The following is a 14,653-nucleotide window of genomic DNA, read 5'->3' on the forward strand; positions in this document are numbered from 1 at the left end:
CTCGCGACCGTCAGGACGAGGTGCCGGCTTGCGGCCGGCGCCGCGCACGGGCCTCCATCCAGCCGTAACAGGCCAGGGCGGGAAGCAGCGGACCCAGATAGTAGATGGCGCGATAGGCCAGCAGCCCCGCCAGCAGCTCGTAGGCGGGCATGCGGTCGGCCAGCATGGCGATGAACACCGCTTCCAGTACCCCCAGCCCCGCCGGCACGTGCGTCAGCGCTCCGGCCACCGCGCTGACCAGCAGCACGGCGAGCACGGCGGGGTAATCGACCTTGCCGCCCAGCAGCAGATAGACGATGCCCGCCATGATCGTCCAGTTGGTCACCGACAGTGCCAATTGCAGCGCAGCCATGGGCCAGCGCGGCCATTCGACGGCGACGCGGCGGACCTGGAAGCGCTTGCCGCCCCAGCCTATGCACGCCGCCAGGTAGGCCGCTGCGGCGGCCCAGGCCAGCGCGCCGATCACGGGCAGCATGGCCGCCGGTATGCCCCAGCGCTCGGGCAGGCGCACCGCCCCTGCCACGAACAGACCGCCGAGCAGCACCAGGTAGCCCAGCCAGTTGGTCGCCACGCTCAACGCGTAGATCTTGCCGATGGCGGCCGGGTCCAGGCCGAGCCGGGAATACAAGCGATAGCGGAACCCCACGCCTCCCACCAATGCGCCCAGGTTGAGCGTAAAGGCGTAGGACACGCCAGCCACTGCCGCCACCGCGCCGATGCCCAGGCGATGGCCGGCGTAGCGCCGCCCGAGCTGGTCGAAGGCGCCGAACAGCAGGTGGCTGGCAACGGTCAGTCCGCCAGCCGCGGCCAGCGTCGCCGGCGCATAGCCGCGCAGCGTCTGCAACACGCGATTCCATTCGATCTTGCCGACCTGCTCGGCCAGCAAGACGGCCACCACCGCCAGAAAGACCAGCACCAGCCCATGGCGCGCCCACCGCCACCATGCACGGCGCTTGCCGGCATGGCGGGGCGCATTGGGCGTCTGTCCTGCCGCTCTGCCGTCAGCCGGTTTGGCGAGACTGGGCATCGTCGTCCTCCTGGCCAGCGTGGGAAACCGCCGCGGGCTCGATCTGCTCGAGCCGTGGCACATGCTTGGGCAACCAGCCGGCCCAGGCGGGAAAGCGGCGCAGTACATGGAAGACCACCGACGACACGGCCGCGCGCCAGATCGACTTGGTCTGCGGACGCGGCTGGCGCACTTGCCTGCAGTGGCGCGCGATCAGCGTATCGAGCCGCTCGCGCAACACCCTGTTGAAGCCGGCATCGCGGATGACGAGATTGGCCTCCAGGTTGAGCGACAGGCTCAGCGGATCCAGATTGCTCGAACCGACTGTCGCCCACTCGTCATCGGCTACCGCCACCTTGCCATGCAAGGGCCGTTCGCAGTATTCGAAGATGCGCACTCCTGCGCCCAGCAGGTAATCGTGCAGCAGCCGCGCGCCCACCTTGACGATGGGCATGTCGGGTTCGCCCTGCAGCACCAGCGAGACCCGGACGCCGCGGCGCGCCGCGTTGCGCAGGTCGCGCAGCAGCCGGTAGCCGGGAAAGAAATAAGCGTTGGCGATGATGACGTCGTGCCTGGCCGCGCGAATGGCGATGCGGTATTGGCGCTCGATGTCGGTGCGGTGCGCGCCGTTGTCGCGCACCGCGAACAGCGTCTGCGCCGTGCCGGCCGGCTCTCTTCCGTCGCCCGGCGGCCCCGTGGGCTCCCGCTCGGCAACCGGCGCCGGCGGCTCGCTGCAGTTGGTGCGGACATAGGCGCGGATCTGCGCCACCACCGGCCCGTGTACTTCGATGGCATAGTCCTGCTTGGCCCCCGGCCCGAAATCCGCCAGATGGTCGGCCGAGTAATTGATGCCGCCGACAAAGGCGATTGCGCCATCCACCACCACCAGCTTGCGATGCATGCGGCGAAACACGTTGGTGCGCAGCCCCAGCAGCCTGGCGCGCGGGTCGAACATGCGGAACTGCACGCCCACCCTGGTCAGGCCCGCCAGGAAATCCTCGCCCAGGTCCATCGAGCCATAACCGTCCACCAGCACCGAAACGCGCACGCCGCGCTGCGCCGCGGCCACCAGGGCTTCGTGCAGCGCCTGCCCGACGTGGTCGTCGAACAGGATGAACGTCTCCAGCAGGACCTCCTCGCGGGCCTGGCCGATCACCTCGAATACGCGCGGGAAGAATGCTTCGCCGTTCTCCAGCAGAGCGATGCGGTTGCCAGGCACCCAGGCCGCGCTCGCCGGCGCAGCACGCGCGCCGCGCCGGCCCCACCGCCTGGCCGGCCGTTCGCCGCGTACCGGTCCGTTGCGTGCATGGCGCGGCGTTGCATTCATAGCGCCAACTCCGCGGCCAGCGGCGCATGGTCCGACAATGAAGTCCACGGCCGGCGGCCCAGTTCGATGGGCCGATGCGCGTTCACGCCGCGCACGTAGATGCGGTCCAGCGGCAGCAGCGGGCACCAGGCGGGGAAGCTGCGGGCCAATTGCCCATGCGCATGCGCATAGACTTCGCGCAGGCCCGCGCATCCCTCCAGCACCGCGCCGGCGCGGCGGCGCCAGTCATTGAAGTCCCCGGCCACCACCAACGGTGCGTCGCCGGGCACTTCCTGCTGTACCAGCCGGCACAGCAGGTCGAGCTGCTTCTTGCGGTGACGCTCCTGCAAACCCAGGTGTACGCACACCGCGTGAAGCTGCACGCCCGTGCCCGGCACGCGCATCACGCAATGCAGCAGCCCGCGCCGTTCCGGACCGGAGATCGAAACATCGTGATTCTCGTAGTGCACGATGGGGAATTTCGACAACACGGCATTGCCGTGCTCGCCATCGGGATACACCGCGTTGCGGCCGTAGGCGAAGTCCGACCAGATGGTGTCGGCCAGGAACTCGTACTGCGGGCTCTCCGGCCAATTCGCGAAACGCAGGGCATGCCGCGCATGAGCGCCCAGCACCTCTTGCAGGAACACCATGTCGGCCGATACCTTGCGGACGGCCTCGCGCAGGTCGTGCAAGATGAAACGCCGGTTGAAGAAATTGAAGCCTTTGTGGACGTTGACGGTCAGCACCCGGAACGTCGAGACATCCGGCGCCACCGCGCCCGCGTCGAGAGGAAGTGAGTTTCTGCTCATGCGGAATGCGTCCGCAAGAAGCGTTCCCAGCCCGGCTATTCCAGCGACAGCCAGGCACGCCCGTCGCGCGCCAGCAAGTCGTCGGCCGCGGCGGGCCCCTGGCTGCCGGCACGATAGGGATGGATGTCGCCACCTTCGGCCCAGGCTTGCTGGAAAGGCTGTACGGCCTTCCAGCCCAATTCGATGTCGGCGGCCCGTTGGAACAGTGTCGCGTCGCCGACCATGCAATCGTAGATCAAGGTCTCGTAGCCGGAACTGTGGCTGGGCGGGAAATGATCGCGGTAGCGGAAATCCATGCTGACCGGCGCCGTCCCCAGCTTCGAGCCCGGCACCTTGGCCTGCATGTGGAAGAACAGGCCCTCGTCGGGCTGTATCTGCAGTACCAGCGTGTTGGCCGGCGGCTTGCAATGCTCGGCTTCGCAGAACAAGGCATGGCCGGCGTCCTTGAACGCGATCACGATCTGGGTCTGGCGCCGCGCCAGCGCCTTGCCCGTGCGCAGATAGAACGGCACGCCGGCCCAGCGCCAGTTATCGATGCACAGCTTGAGCGCCACATAGGTTTCCGTCCTGCTGTCCGGCGCGACGCCCTCTTCTTCCAGATAGCCGCGCATGGCCTTGCCGCCCACCGTCCCCGCCCGGTATTGGCCGCGTACGCTATGGATCAGGGCCTCGGCGGGCGTTTGCAGGCGTATGGCTTCGAGCAGCTTCTCCTTTTCGGTGCGCACCGCGTCGGCTTCGAAGGCATTGGGCGGCTCCATCGCCACCATGGCCAGCAGTTGGAACAAATGATTGGGCACCATGTCGCGCAAGGCCCCCGTCTGCTCGTAGAAGCTGGAACGCCGCTCCAGGCCCAGGGCCTCGGCCGCCGTGATCTGCACATGATCGATGAACAGGCGGTTCCAGCTGTTTTCGAACACGCTATTGGCGAAGCGCGACACCAGGATGTTCTGCACCGTTTCCTTGCCCAGGAAGTGATCGATGCGGAAGATCTGGCTTTCATTGACGGCCTTGGCCAGTTGCCGGTTCAATTCGCGCGCCGAGGCCAGATCCCGGCCGAATGGTTTCTCGACCACCAGGCGCCGCCAGCGGCCGGAGGACTGCTTGAACATCCCCGCATCGTGCAACTGGCGGGCGATCGGCAGGAAAAAATCGGGGTCGGTCGAAAGATAGAAAATTACGCCGCCCTGCGCGCCGGCCAGCCGCTTGTCCAGGCTGCCATAGGTCTGCCCATCCTTGAAATCACCCGCCAGGTAGGACGCGCGCTGCATCAGCCATTGCCAGGCCTGCGGATCGAACTGGGGCGCCGCCGCTCCGCGGCTCGCCACCACATCGTCCATGGACGCCGTCAGCCCATCGCGGAATGCCGCATCGTCCAGTTCCCGGCGTCCGATCCCTATCACCCGGAACGCCGGGTCCAGCGCGCCGACACGGGCGAGGTTGTACAGCGCCGGCATCAGCAGCCGCCCCGTCATGTCGCCGGTCGCGCCGAAAATCACCAGCGTGCAGGGAGGCGCCGGGGCAGGGGCGGGCCGGTTCGGAGTGGATTCCATTGTTTGCGGTCTGTCGGACATCGTCCGATTATGGCCAGCCTGATATGGTGCCGCAACACGCATGCCCCCGCCGTTCACAACTGGTCACGCACGCGCCGGACCGTAGTCAGGCGTCCGGCGGGGCCGAGGCGAGGACCGGTCCCTCGCGCAGGATGCCGCCTTCGATGCGGCGCTTGATCAACGCGATGGTCGCCTGGGCCAGGCGGGTCAGCGGCCGCTGGGAGGCCGTGGCGATCACCAGTTGCGTCGTCAGCGTGGGCGCCACGATGTGCGCCGCGCGCAGATGCGGCCGCTGCGAGCGCCCGTGTATGGCATTGCGCGACAGCACCGCATAGCCCATGCCACGGTCGACCAGGTCCAGCAGCGACTCGATGGCATCGACTTCGAGCGCGATCGAAAGCGGCACGCCCAGGCGGGCGCACTGCACGTCCAGCAGGTTGCGGATGGCATTGGGCTGGCCCGGGGTGATGAGCGGGTAATTGGCCAGTTCCCGCATCTTCACGCTGGAGGGCATCGGCTTGCCGCCCAGGCCGCGCCGGCCGATCAGGTAGAGGTCTTCCGACCAGACCTGCTCGTATACCGCCTGCTGGCTGACGGGCGGGTTGTACAGCAGCGCGAAATCCAGCCGGCCCAGCAGCAGCCACTCGTACATGGAAACGGTAAGCGCCTCTACCACGCCCAGCGAGGCGCGCGGGAAAGTATCGCGGAACTCCGCGACCAGATCGACGGTGACGGCCTTGCCCACGCTGGGCGGCATGCCTACCACCACCTTGCCCGACGGCGCACCGCGCAGGTCTTCGATCTCCTGCCGGGCCAGGCGAACCTGGTGCAGAATGCCGCGGCCGCGCTCCAGCAGCCGCTTGCCGGCATCGGTGGGGATCACGCCGCGGCCGTTGCGCTCGAGCAGGTGCTCCTTGAGTTCGACCTCCAGCTGGCGCACGTGCCGGCTCACCACCGGCTGCGACAGATTGAGGGTAATGGCCGCACGCGTAACACTGCCGAACTCGACCACGCGCACGAAACATTCGAGTTGCCTCAGATCCATGGCGCCCCCTCGATTCATGTCTTTTAAGCATAACAGCTAGTGTCGATTTGTGTTTTCCATCAGGCGCATCGAGGCCACAATCACATTTGTTTACATCGACGCCGCCCGAGGCGTCCGGCTCCGGACGGTCGAACGATCCCCTTGGCCGCCAATACCGATAGAGGAAGACAATGACCAATTCCCTGCTCGCGCGGCTCTGCATCGGCGCCGCCGCCACCCTGGCCGCCGCCGGCGTGCATGCCCAGGAATTTCCCACCAAGCCGCTGCGCCTGATCGTCGCCTTCGGTCCCGGCGGCGTGGCCGACGTCACCGCCCGCATCGTGGCCGAAGGCCTGTCGCAGAAATTCGGCAAGCCGGTGATCGTCGAGAACATGCCCAGCGCCGGCGGCATCACGGCCGCGGTCGCGCTCACCCGTTCGGCGCCCGACGGCCATACCCTGTTCATCGTCAGCAACCAGAACGCCGTCAGCCCCTCGCTGTTCAAGTCGCTGCCCTACGACCCGCTCAAGCAGTTCGCCATGATCTCCATGGTCGGCTCGTTCGACATCGTGATGGCCGTGGACCAGAACAGCCCGCTGCGCACCGTGGCCGACGCCGTCGCCGCCGCCAAGAAGGATCCGCAGCACTTCAACATGGGCACCATCGGCGTCGGCAGCACGCAGCACCTGTCCGCCGAGCTGTTCCGCTCGCTGGCCGACATCAAGGTCCCGACCGTGCCGTTCAAGTCCAGCGGCGAAGTGCTCGCCGCCGTCAAGGGCAACAGCGTCCAGGTCATGTTCGAAACCGTGCCGGCCGTGATCGGCAACATCAAGGGCGGCAGCCTGCGCCTGCTGGGCGTGGGTTCGGAGAAGCGCAGCGCGCTGTTCCCCGACGTGCCCACCATCGCCGAAACCGTGCCGGGCTACTCGGCGGTGTCGTGGAACGGCTTCGCCGCCCCGGCGGGCACGCCGCCCGCCGTCGTCGACAAGCTGAACAAAGCCATCCGCGAAGTCGTGGCCGACCCGGCCATCAACAAGAAGCTGGTGGACGTCGGCATGATCCCGCAGACCAACACGCCCAAGGAATTCCACGCGCTGCTGGTCTCGGAAATCGACAAGTGGCGCAAGGTGATCGATACGGCGGGTATAGAGAAGCAGTAACCCCAAGGGAAGCCCACCCCCTACCCGCTACGCGGGCCCCCTCAAGGGGGCGGCACTGGCGGACCGGCGGAGCCGGATCCGCGGTGCCCTGGGTGGGCTGGGGTTCTTCTTTAGAATAGGGTCCCGCTTTAAGTGTTCGTATGCTGCTGCGCGTCGATGCGCGGGGCCATAGGAGATCTCGATGTTAGGTGTGGTCGTACGTAAAAAACCGGCGTTGCCCGAGGGCGCGGCGGAGAAGCTGGCGTCTCAGGGCGTGGCGACGGTGCATGAGGCGCAGGGCCGCAGCGTGGGGCTGATGCGCCCCTATATGCGCCCGATCTACGCCGGCGCCTCGATCGCCGGTCCGGCGGTGACGGTGCTGGCGCAGCCTGGCGACAACTGGATGCTGCACGTGGCGGTCGAGCAGTGCTCGCCGGGCGACATTCTGGTGGTGGCCTGCACCACCGAAAACTCCGACGGCATGTTCGGCGACCTGCTCGCCACCTCGCTGAAGGCGCGCGGCGTACGCGGCCTGATCATCGATGCCGGCGTGCGCGACGTCGCCACGCTCACCGCGATGGGATTCCCCGTCTGGTCCAAGGCCGTCAATGCCCGCGGCACGGTCAAGGCTACCATCGGCTCGGTCAACGTGCCCATCGTCTGCGGCGGCGCGCTTGTCAACCCCGGCGACGCCATCGTGGCCGACGACGACGGCGTGGCCATCGTTCCTAACGCCCAGGTCGCCGCCACCATCCTGAAGGCCGAAAAGCGCGTTCAGGAAGAAGAAGGCAAGCGCGCCCGCCTGGCCTCCGGCGAACTCGGCCTGGACCTCTACAAGATGCGCCCCAAGCTGGAAGAAGCCGGCCTGCGCTACGTCGACTCGCTGGACGAACTGAACGGCTGACCCCTCGGCCGCCAGGGAACTCTCCTGCAACGGATCAGGCCGCAGCCCGCTGCGGCCATCCCGAACCAAATAGCTGAACCATGAAAACCTGCGCTGCCCCCGATCCCAATCCCGTCAAGCCGCGCGAAGCGCTGCCCGCCGGCGCCTGCGACGCCCACTGCCACGTCTTCGGCCCCGCCGACCGCTTTCCCTACGCGCCCGACCGCAGCTACACGCCGCCGGATGCGCCGTTCGAGCGCCTGCGCCAGTTGCATGACTGGCTGGGCCTGGACCGCGCCGTCATCGTGCAGGCCAGTTGCCACGGCGACGACAACACTGCGATGCTCGACGCCATTGCGCGCAGCGAGGGGCGCTACCTGGGCGTGGCCATCGTCAACGGTTCCGAAACCGACGAACAACTGGCCGACCTGAATGCCGCCGGCGTGCGCGCGGTGCGCTTCAATTTCGTCCAGCATCTGGGCGGGGCGCCCGACCTGGACGTCTTCGACAAGACCATCGAGCGCCTCGGCGACCTCGGCTGGCATGTCGTGCTGCACCTGGACGCGCAGGACATCGTCACCTACACCGACCGCATCAACCGCATCAAGGTGCCCTTCGTCATCGACCACATGGGCCGCGTGCAAGCGGCCAATGGCCTGGACCAGGAACCCTTCCGCGCCCTGCTGGAACTGATGAAGAACCCGCTGGCCTGGGTCAAGGTCTGCGGCGGCGAGCGCGTTTCGGTGGGCAAGCGCCCCTTCGCCGATGCCGCGCCGTTTGCCGCCCGCTTGATCGAAGCCGCGCCTGACCGGGTCCTGTGGGGCACCGACTGGCCCCATCCGAACATTTCCAAGGACATGCCCAACGACGGCGAACTGGTCGACCTGATGCTGGACTTCTGCCCGGATCCCGCCCTGCGCCGCAAGCTGCTGGTCGAGAATCCCGAAAAGCTCTACGGCTTCAAGCCGCTGGCCTGATCCTCCCTATCCCGGGTTCGCCGGCGCATTCAGCAGCGTGTCGGCGAACGCGCCATAGGCGGCGGGGCTGCGGGGCGGCATACTAGAATTGCCGCGATGCTCCTTTCTGGAGCCCCGCCCCTGGAGATGCAAGCATGGATCTTCCCGCCGCCCCGCAGCATGGGGCGCAGCCCCCTCACCCATCGGCCCTGGCCGATTCTCTTGCGGCCACAGGCGCGGTACGCGCCGCCCGGCCGGCCGACGTCGCGCCGGTACTGGCCATGATGCGCGGCCTGGCAGAGTACGAACACCTCACCCACCTGTTCATCGCGCGGGAAGAAGACCTGCACGACGCGTTGTTCGGCCCTCGCCCCGCCGCCGAATGCCTGGTCGCCGAGGCGGCCGGAACGGTGGCCGGCTATGCCCTGTTCTTCCACAATTATTCGACTTTCCTGGGCCGCAAGGGCTTGTACCTGGAAGATCTTTACGTCCATCCGGACCGGCGCGGCCAAGGGCTGGGCAAGCGCCTGCTCAAGGCGCTGGCGGCGCTCGCCGTCGAGCGGCGCTGCGGCCGCTTCGAATGGAGCGTGCTCGACTGGAACCAGCCCGCCATCGATTTCTACCAATCCATGGGCGCCGAGGTCCTGCCCGACTGGCGCATCGTGCGCGTCACCGGCGCGGCGCTGGAAGGGTTGGCGCGCAAGCCCTAGTGTGCAGGCTCCGCGCCACGCTCAGACGTGGTAGCGCGCCACCATCCGATCCAGGCGCTCGGCCATCTCGCGCATTTCCTCGGCCGAGCGGGCGGTCTCGCCCATGGCCGCGGTAGTCGCTTCGACCATCTGGGCGATGCTCTCGACCTGCTGCGCGATCGACGTGCTGGCCGACGACTGCTCCTTGGTGGCGTGGGCCACTTCGCGCACGCGCTCCAGCGAGGTATTGGCGCTGGAGCTGATCTCGCGCAGTGCGGCCGCGACTTCGTCGGCCAGGCTGGTTCCTTCAGCCACCATGGGCAGGATGTGCTCCATGGTGTCGGTGGACTCGGCCGTCTCGCGCTGGACGGCGCTGACCATTTCCTCGATTTCCACCGTGGCCGACGAGGTACGCTCGGCCAGCTTCCGGACTTCGTCGGCCACGACGCTGAAACCGCGGCCCTGCTCGCCGGCACGCGCCGCCTCGATGGCCGCATTGAGCGCCAGCAGGTTGGTCTGTCCGGCGATCTCCTTGATCGAAGCGGCAATCGAATTGATCTGCGTGGCGCGCGCCTGCAGGCCACGGATCTTGTGCGAAGCCTCGCCCACCGCGCCGGCGATCCGCTTCATGCTCTCGGCAGCGCTCAACACCCGGACCTCGCCGTTGCGGCACTTGTCGGCCACGCCTTCGGAATTGTGCTGGGTCTGCGACGCCGCGTCGGAGATATGCGCCACCGATACGGTCAGTTCCTGCACGGCGGCCGCCATGGACGAAGTCGCATCGCTCTGCTGGACCGCCGCGGTCGAGACCTGGCCCACGGACTCGGCGATGCGTCCTGCGTCGCGCTTCATGGTCGCGGCCTCTTCGCGCACCTTGGCGATGAGATTGCGCACCTCGCTCGACATCGCGGCCAGCCCGCCGATCAGGCTGGCGGGCTCCGCCGCCGGCAGTTGCTGCGTCAGGTCGCCCCTTGCGGCGCGCGCCATGATGTCGATGGCCATGCGGGGCTCGCCGCCTATCTGCCGGATGACGCTGCGGGCGATCATCCCTCCGGCCAGCAGCAGCACGACGCCCAGCACCACCGTGGCCGCCAGGCCGTTGATGAGCTGCGTGCGCAGGATCTTGTCCAGGTCGTCCAGGTAGACGCCGGTGCCGATCGCCCACTGCCACGGAGCGAATTCCTTGTAGACGTTCACCTTGGGCGACAGCTCGGTCGCGCCGGGCCGCGGGAACATGATGTCGAGGAAGGCGTGGCCGCCGCCCGCGCGCATGGCGTCGAAACGCTCCCGCATGACCAGCGCCGGATCGCGCTTGTCGCCGGATCGGGCGATCGCGTTGGAGCCCTCCAGCGCCGGGTTGCCGCCATTCAGCACGGTGTTGCCCTGCGTGTCGGTCACGAAGATGTATTCGGAAGCGCCCTGGTTGCCGCCATAGCGGAAACCGCGCAGCGCCAGCCTGGCCGCCTCTTGCGCCTGCTGCTGCGTCATCGCGCCCGAGCGCTGCTGTTCGTAGAAATGATTGGCCACGCCCCAGGCCCCCTGGGCGACGGCAAGGACCTGCTCTCTCTTGGCCTCGAGCAGCAGCTGCCGCTCGCTGTAGATGCTCCAGGCCTTCACGGCCACCAGCAGCACGACGGCCAGCAGGACCAGCGCGGTCAGCTTGCCTTTCAGCGACGCCCGCGCCGCCACGGAAGGCGTGTTGCGCGCCCTCTCCCCGGCCGAAATCCGCGTATCTTGGATGACTGCACTCATTCTCGGTCCCCTAACCGCCCCCCACCGCGCGCCTGTGCGCACGGCCGAAACGGAAAAATCATTCCGCCATTAACGGCAGGAAAGACCGAATCTGTATGCTGGATACCCTAGCGTCCCGCCCTTTTACAAAGCGGAGCGGACACAATAACAATGCCCCTACAGAGCGCGTTGAGTTTCACCCAGGAAGCGGTGGATCCGGCTCCGCCGGTCCACCCGCTTCGCCCCCTGGGGGGCGCGCGTCAGCGCGTAGGGGGGGGCCACCTCAAGCGGCTTCCCGGCTCGCGCGCTTGCGGTCGTGTTCCTTCAGGAACTTCTTGCGCAGGCGGATGTTCTTGGGCGTGATCTCGACCAGTTCGTCTTCGGCGATGAATTCCACCGCGTACTCCAGCGACATCTGGATCGGCGGAACCAGGCGCACGGCCTCGTCCGTGCCGGAGGCGCGGACGTTGGTCAGCTGCTTACCCTTGATCGGGTTGACCACGAGGTCGTTGTCGCGGCTGTGGATGCCGATGATCATACCTTCGTACAAGGCCTCGCCCGGCGAAACGAACATGCGGCCGCGATCCTGCAGCTTCCACAGCGCATAGGCCACGGCGTCGCCGTCCTCCTGGCTGATCAGCACGCCGTTGTGGCGTTCGCCGACGTTGCCGTCGCGTACCGGGGCGTATTCGTCGAACACATGGCTGATCAGGCCGGTGCCGCGCGTCAGCGTCAGGAACTCGCCCTGGAAGCCGATCAGGCCGCGCGCCGGGATACGGTATTCCAGGCGGGTGCGGCCCTTGCCGTCGGACGCCATGTCGAGCAGTTCGCCCTTGCGGCGGCCCAGCTCTTCCATGATGGAGCCCTGGTGGCCGTCCTCGACATCCACGGTCAGCAGTTCGAACGGCTCGCACTTGACGCCGTCGATTTCCTTGTAGACCACGCGCGGCCGCGATACGGCCAGTTCGTAGCCTTCGCGGCGCATGTTCTCGAGCAGGATGGTCAGGTGCAGTTCACCCCGGCCCGACACCTCGAAAATCGTATCGTCGCCGGTATCGCGCACGCGCAGCGCCACGTTGGACTTCAGTTCGCGGTCCAGGCGGTCGCGCAACTGGCGGCTGGTCACGAACTTGCCTTCACGGCCGGCCAGCGGCGAGGTGTTCACGCAGAAGTTCATGGTCAGGGTCGGTTCGTCGACCTTGATCATGGGCAGGGCATCGGGCGCGTCGGGCGCACACACCGTGCAGCCGATGCCGAGTTCGTCTATGCCGTTGATCAGCACGATGTCGCCAGCCTGGGCCTCGGCAACGATTTCGCGCTCCAGGCCGCTGAATTTCAGCACCTGGTTGACGCGGCCCTTGATGGGAGCGCCCTCGGGGCCGAACTTGACCACGACGTCCTGCAGCGGACGGACCCGGCCACGGGTAATCCGGCCCACGCCGATCTTGCCCACGTAGCTCGAATAATCCAGCGAAACGACCTGCAATTGCAGCGGACCGTCGACGTCGTCGTTACGCACCGGCACCTTGTCCAGGATCACGTCGAACAGCGGCTTCATGTCGCCGTCGCGCACATCCTCGGTCAGGCCGGCATAGCCGTTCAGGCCGGAGGCGTAGACCACGGGGAAATCCAGCTGTTCTTCGGTTGCGCCCAGCTTGTCGAACAGGTCGAAGGTCTGGTTGATCACCCAGTCCGGACGAGCGCCGGGACGGTCGATCTTGTTGATCACCACGATGGGCTTGAGGCCCAGCGCCAGCGCCTTGCGCGTGACGAAGCGGGTCTGGGGCATAGGGCCCTCGACCGCGTCCACCAGCAGCAGCACGCCGTCGACCATGGACAGCACCCGCTCGACCTCGCCGCCGAAGTCGGCGTGTCCCGGGGTGTCGACGATGTTGATGTGTGTGCCGTCGTATTCGACCGCACAGTTCTTGGCCAGGATGGTGATGCCGCGTTCTTTCTCGATGTCGCCAGAGTCCATCACCCGCTCGGCGATCTGCTCGTTTTCGCGGAAGGTGCCAGACTGCCGGAGCAACTGGTCGACCAGGGTGGTCTTGCCATGGTCCACGTGCGCGATGATCGCCACGTTGCGCAATGCGCGTGTCATGTCGTTTCCTTGAATGAAATCAATCTGTCGGGCTGCAGCCAGCCGTCTTCGCAGCGTGCCGTACCCAGGAATTTTCCTTCCGGTCCGTATACCCGGACCTTGTCCGTCGGTGCGCCCGCAGCCTGCCCGCTGGCGCCGGCCGCCGCTGGCGCGGCTGCCGTCCATCTTTCCCTGCGGCCCTGCAGGAATCGCTGCGCCGCCGCCTCGTCCAGCTGCACGGCGGCCAGCTCGGGCAGCAGTGCATCGGCGGGCAACAGCGCGCCGGCCGGATCCGCCAGGGCCTCCAGGCGATCGAGCGTCCATGCCTCGGACAATGCGAAGCCCGCCGTCTGCGTGCGCCGCAGCCCCGTCAGGTGGGCGCCGCGGCCCAGCGCGCGGCCGATGTCCTGGGCCAGCGTGCGGATATAGGTGCCCTTGCTGCACGCCACGTCCAGCACCGCGGCGCCGGGCGTCATGGAAACCATCCGCAGGTCGTGGATCGTGACCTCGCGCGCCTCGCGCTCCAGCTCGATGCCTGCGCGCGCATACTCGTACAGCGGCTTGCCGTCGCGCTTGAGCGCCGAATACATGGGCGGCACCTGCGTGATCCTGCCCGCAAAGCGTGACAGCACGTCGCGCAGCTCAACCTCTTCCACCCGGCGGTCTGCCTGCTGTCCCGGAAAGCCTACCGGCAAGCCGGTCCGGTCGCCGCTATCGGTTTCCTCGCCGAAAGCCAGCGTGGCCAGGTAGCGCTTGTCCGCGTGGAACATGGCGCCGGAAAACTTGGTGGCTTCGCCGAAGCACAGCACCATCAGGCCCGTCGCGAACGGATCCAGCGTTCCCGTATGGCCGGCCTTGCGCGCATCCAGGATGCGGCGCGCCCGTTGCAGCGCATGGTTGCTGGACAATCCTTCCGGCTTGTCCAGCAACAACACACCATCCAGCGCACGCCCGCGTCGGGAAGCCATCGCAATCGTCAGAGAAAAAAGACGCGGCGCGGCTTACGCGCGGTCGTCGTCGGGAGCGGAGGGCTCGGCGGGCGCGATGTCTTCGCGCTGGTCGGCCTCGGCCTCTACCTCGGCTTCCAGTCCGTCCGCCGTCATGCCGGGCGTGTTGGCCCGGGTGATGAGCTGGCTCATCTCGATACCGCGCGAGATCTGCTTGTCGTGCACGAAATGCAGCGTGGGCACCGTGTGGATGTGCAGACGCTTGAACAACAGCGAATGCAGCCAGCCGGCCTTTTCGTTCAGCGCGGCCTCGGCCACGGCGGGATCGGCGCCCATGACGGTGAAATACACCTTGGCATGCGCGTAGTCCGCCGTCAGGTCCACGCCGCTGAGCGTGACCAGCCCCGCGCGGACCGTATCGACCTCGCGCTGGATCATTTCGGCCAGATCCTTCTGGATCTGGTCGGCGAGCCGCTGGTTGCGGCCGCCGGGGAGTTTTTTCTGCCTGTGACGACTCATCTTGCTGC

General features: G+C 67.2%; 13 protein-coding genes. 4 read left to right on the forward strand and 9 right to left on the reverse strand.

The window, feature by feature from the left end; all coding sequences use genetic code 11:
* Window positions 1-10 precede the first annotated feature (10 nt).
* From PIGHUM_RS21370 to PIGHUM_RS21390, 5 genes are all read right to left on the reverse strand, one after another.
* A complete protein-coding gene (locus PIGHUM_RS21370) occupies window positions 11-1,027 on the reverse strand; it encodes a putative bifunctional lysylphosphatidylglycerol flippase/synthetase (protein ID WP_124081741.1) in 1,017 nt (338 codons plus the stop codon).
* Entirely contained in the window at window positions 1,002-2,333 is a 1,332-nt protein-coding gene (clsB, locus tag PIGHUM_RS21375; RefSeq protein ID WP_124081742.1) for a cardiolipin synthase ClsB, read from the reverse strand. Before clsB ends, PIGHUM_RS21370 begins: the two co-directional genes overlap by 26 nt.
* On the reverse strand, window positions 2,330-3,124 hold the full coding sequence (locus tag PIGHUM_RS21380) for an endonuclease/exonuclease/phosphatase family protein (RefSeq protein WP_124081743.1): 795 nt from the start codon (window positions 3,122-3,124) through the stop codon (window positions 2,330-2,332). Before PIGHUM_RS21380 ends, clsB begins: the two co-directional genes overlap by 4 nt.
* A 35-nt stretch (window positions 3,125-3,159) precedes the next feature.
* Entirely contained in the window at window positions 3,160-4,674 is a 1,515-nt protein-coding gene (gene zwf / locus PIGHUM_RS21385) for a glucose-6-phosphate dehydrogenase (RefSeq protein WP_124081744.1), read from the reverse strand.
* Between the two features lie 106 nt (window positions 4,675-4,780).
* Window positions 4,781-5,719, reverse strand: a complete 939-nt coding sequence (locus PIGHUM_RS21390; protein ID WP_124081745.1) for a LysR family transcriptional regulator — start codon at window positions 5,717-5,719, stop codon at window positions 4,781-4,783.
* 170 nt (window positions 5,720-5,889) lie between these two features.
* Here PIGHUM_RS21390 and PIGHUM_RS21395 point away from each other — a divergent pair, with 170 nt between their 5' ends.
* The 4 genes from PIGHUM_RS21395 (at window position 5,890) to PIGHUM_RS21410 (ending at window position 9,386) form a co-directional block, all read left to right on the forward strand.
* Entirely contained in the window at window positions 5,890-6,858 is a 969-nt protein-coding gene (locus PIGHUM_RS21395) for a Bug family tripartite tricarboxylate transporter substrate binding protein (protein ID WP_124081746.1), read from the forward strand.
* Between the two features lie 175 nt (window positions 6,859-7,033).
* Window positions 7,034-7,741, forward strand: a complete 708-nt coding sequence (locus PIGHUM_RS21400; RefSeq protein WP_425466747.1) for a 4-carboxy-4-hydroxy-2-oxoadipate aldolase/oxaloacetate decarboxylase — start codon at window positions 7,034-7,036, stop codon at window positions 7,739-7,741.
* Between the two features lie 80 nt (window positions 7,742-7,821).
* On the forward strand, window positions 7,822-8,697 hold the full coding sequence (locus PIGHUM_RS21405; protein WP_124081748.1) for an amidohydrolase family protein: 876 nt from the start codon (window positions 7,822-7,824) through the stop codon (window positions 8,695-8,697).
* Window positions 8,698-8,957: 260 nt separating this feature from the next.
* Window positions 8,958-9,386: a GNAT family N-acetyltransferase gene (locus tag PIGHUM_RS21410; RefSeq protein WP_246013416.1), complete on the forward strand. Its 429-nt coding sequence runs from the start codon at window positions 8,958-8,960 to the stop codon at window positions 9,384-9,386.
* A gap of 21 nt (window positions 9,387-9,407) precedes the next feature.
* Here PIGHUM_RS21410 and PIGHUM_RS21415 read toward each other — a convergent pair whose 3' ends face one another.
* The 4 genes from PIGHUM_RS21415 to rbfA form a co-directional block, all read right to left on the reverse strand.
* Window positions 9,408-11,117 carry a methyl-accepting chemotaxis protein gene (locus tag PIGHUM_RS21415; RefSeq protein ID WP_124081750.1) on the reverse strand — a complete coding sequence of 570 codons (1,710 nt, stop codon included), beginning with the start codon at window positions 11,115-11,117 and terminating at the stop codon, window positions 9,408-9,410.
* A gap of 262 nt (window positions 11,118-11,379) precedes the next feature.
* Entirely contained in the window at window positions 11,380-13,200 is a 1,821-nt protein-coding gene (typA, locus tag PIGHUM_RS21420) for a translational GTPase TypA (protein WP_124081751.1), read from the reverse strand.
* Window positions 13,197-14,147, reverse strand: a complete 951-nt coding sequence (gene truB, locus PIGHUM_RS21425; protein WP_124081752.1) for a tRNA pseudouridine(55) synthase TruB — start codon at window positions 14,145-14,147, stop codon at window positions 13,197-13,199. Before truB ends, typA begins: the two co-directional genes overlap by 4 nt.
* A 33-nt stretch (window positions 14,148-14,180) precedes the next feature.
* Entirely contained in the window at window positions 14,181-14,645 is a 465-nt protein-coding gene (rbfA, locus tag PIGHUM_RS21430) for a 30S ribosome-binding factor RbfA (RefSeq protein WP_124081753.1), read from the reverse strand.
* Window positions 14,646-14,653: the final 8 nt, after the last annotated feature.

This window comes from Pigmentiphaga humi, from assembly GCF_900606115.1.
Classification (GTDB): domain Bacteria; phylum Pseudomonadota; class Gammaproteobacteria; order Burkholderiales; family Burkholderiaceae_B; genus Pigmentiphaga; species Pigmentiphaga humi.

What these genes read in the sequence shown, in the direction of transcription:
- PIGHUM_RS21370 (WP_124081741.1), bottom strand. Translation starts at nt 1,027, where the DNA reads ATGCCCAGTCTCGCCAAACCGGCTGACGGCAGAGCGGCAGGACAGACG.
- clsB (WP_124081742.1), bottom strand. Translation starts at nt 2,333, where the DNA reads ATGAATGCAACGCCGCGCCATGCACGCAACGGACCGGTACGCGGCGAA.
- PIGHUM_RS21380 (WP_124081743.1), bottom strand. Translation starts at nt 3,124, where the DNA reads ATGAGCAGAAACTCACTTCCTCTCGACGCGGGCGCGGTGGCGCCGGAT.
- zwf (WP_124081744.1), bottom strand. Translation starts at nt 4,674, where the DNA reads ATGGAATCCACTCCGAACCGGCCCGCCCCTGCCCCGGCGCCTCCCTGC.
- PIGHUM_RS21390 (WP_124081745.1), bottom strand. Translation starts at nt 5,719, where the DNA reads ATGGATCTGAGGCAACTCGAATGTTTCGTGCGCGTGGTCGAGTTCGGC.
- PIGHUM_RS21395 (WP_124081746.1), top strand. Translation starts at nt 5,890, where the DNA reads ATGACCAATTCCCTGCTCGCGCGGCTCTGCATCGGCGCCGCCGCCACC.
- PIGHUM_RS21405 (WP_124081748.1), top strand. Translation starts at nt 7,822, where the DNA reads ATGAAAACCTGCGCTGCCCCCGATCCCAATCCCGTCAAGCCGCGCGAA.
- PIGHUM_RS21410 (WP_246013416.1), top strand. Translation starts at nt 8,958, where the DNA reads ATGATGCGCGGCCTGGCAGAGTACGAACACCTCACCCACCTGTTCATC.
- PIGHUM_RS21415 (WP_124081750.1), bottom strand. Translation starts at nt 11,117, where the DNA reads ATGAGTGCAGTCATCCAAGATACGCGGATTTCGGCCGGGGAGAGGGCG.
- typA (WP_124081751.1), bottom strand. Translation starts at nt 13,200, where the DNA reads ATGACACGCGCATTGCGCAACGTGGCGATCATCGCGCACGTGGACCAT.
- truB (WP_124081752.1), bottom strand. Translation starts at nt 14,147, where the DNA reads ATGGCTTCCCGACGCGGGCGTGCGCTGGATGGTGTGTTGTTGCTGGAC.
- rbfA (WP_124081753.1), bottom strand. Translation starts at nt 14,645, where the DNA reads ATGAGTCGTCACAGGCAGAAAAAACTCCCCGGCGGCCGCAACCAGCGG.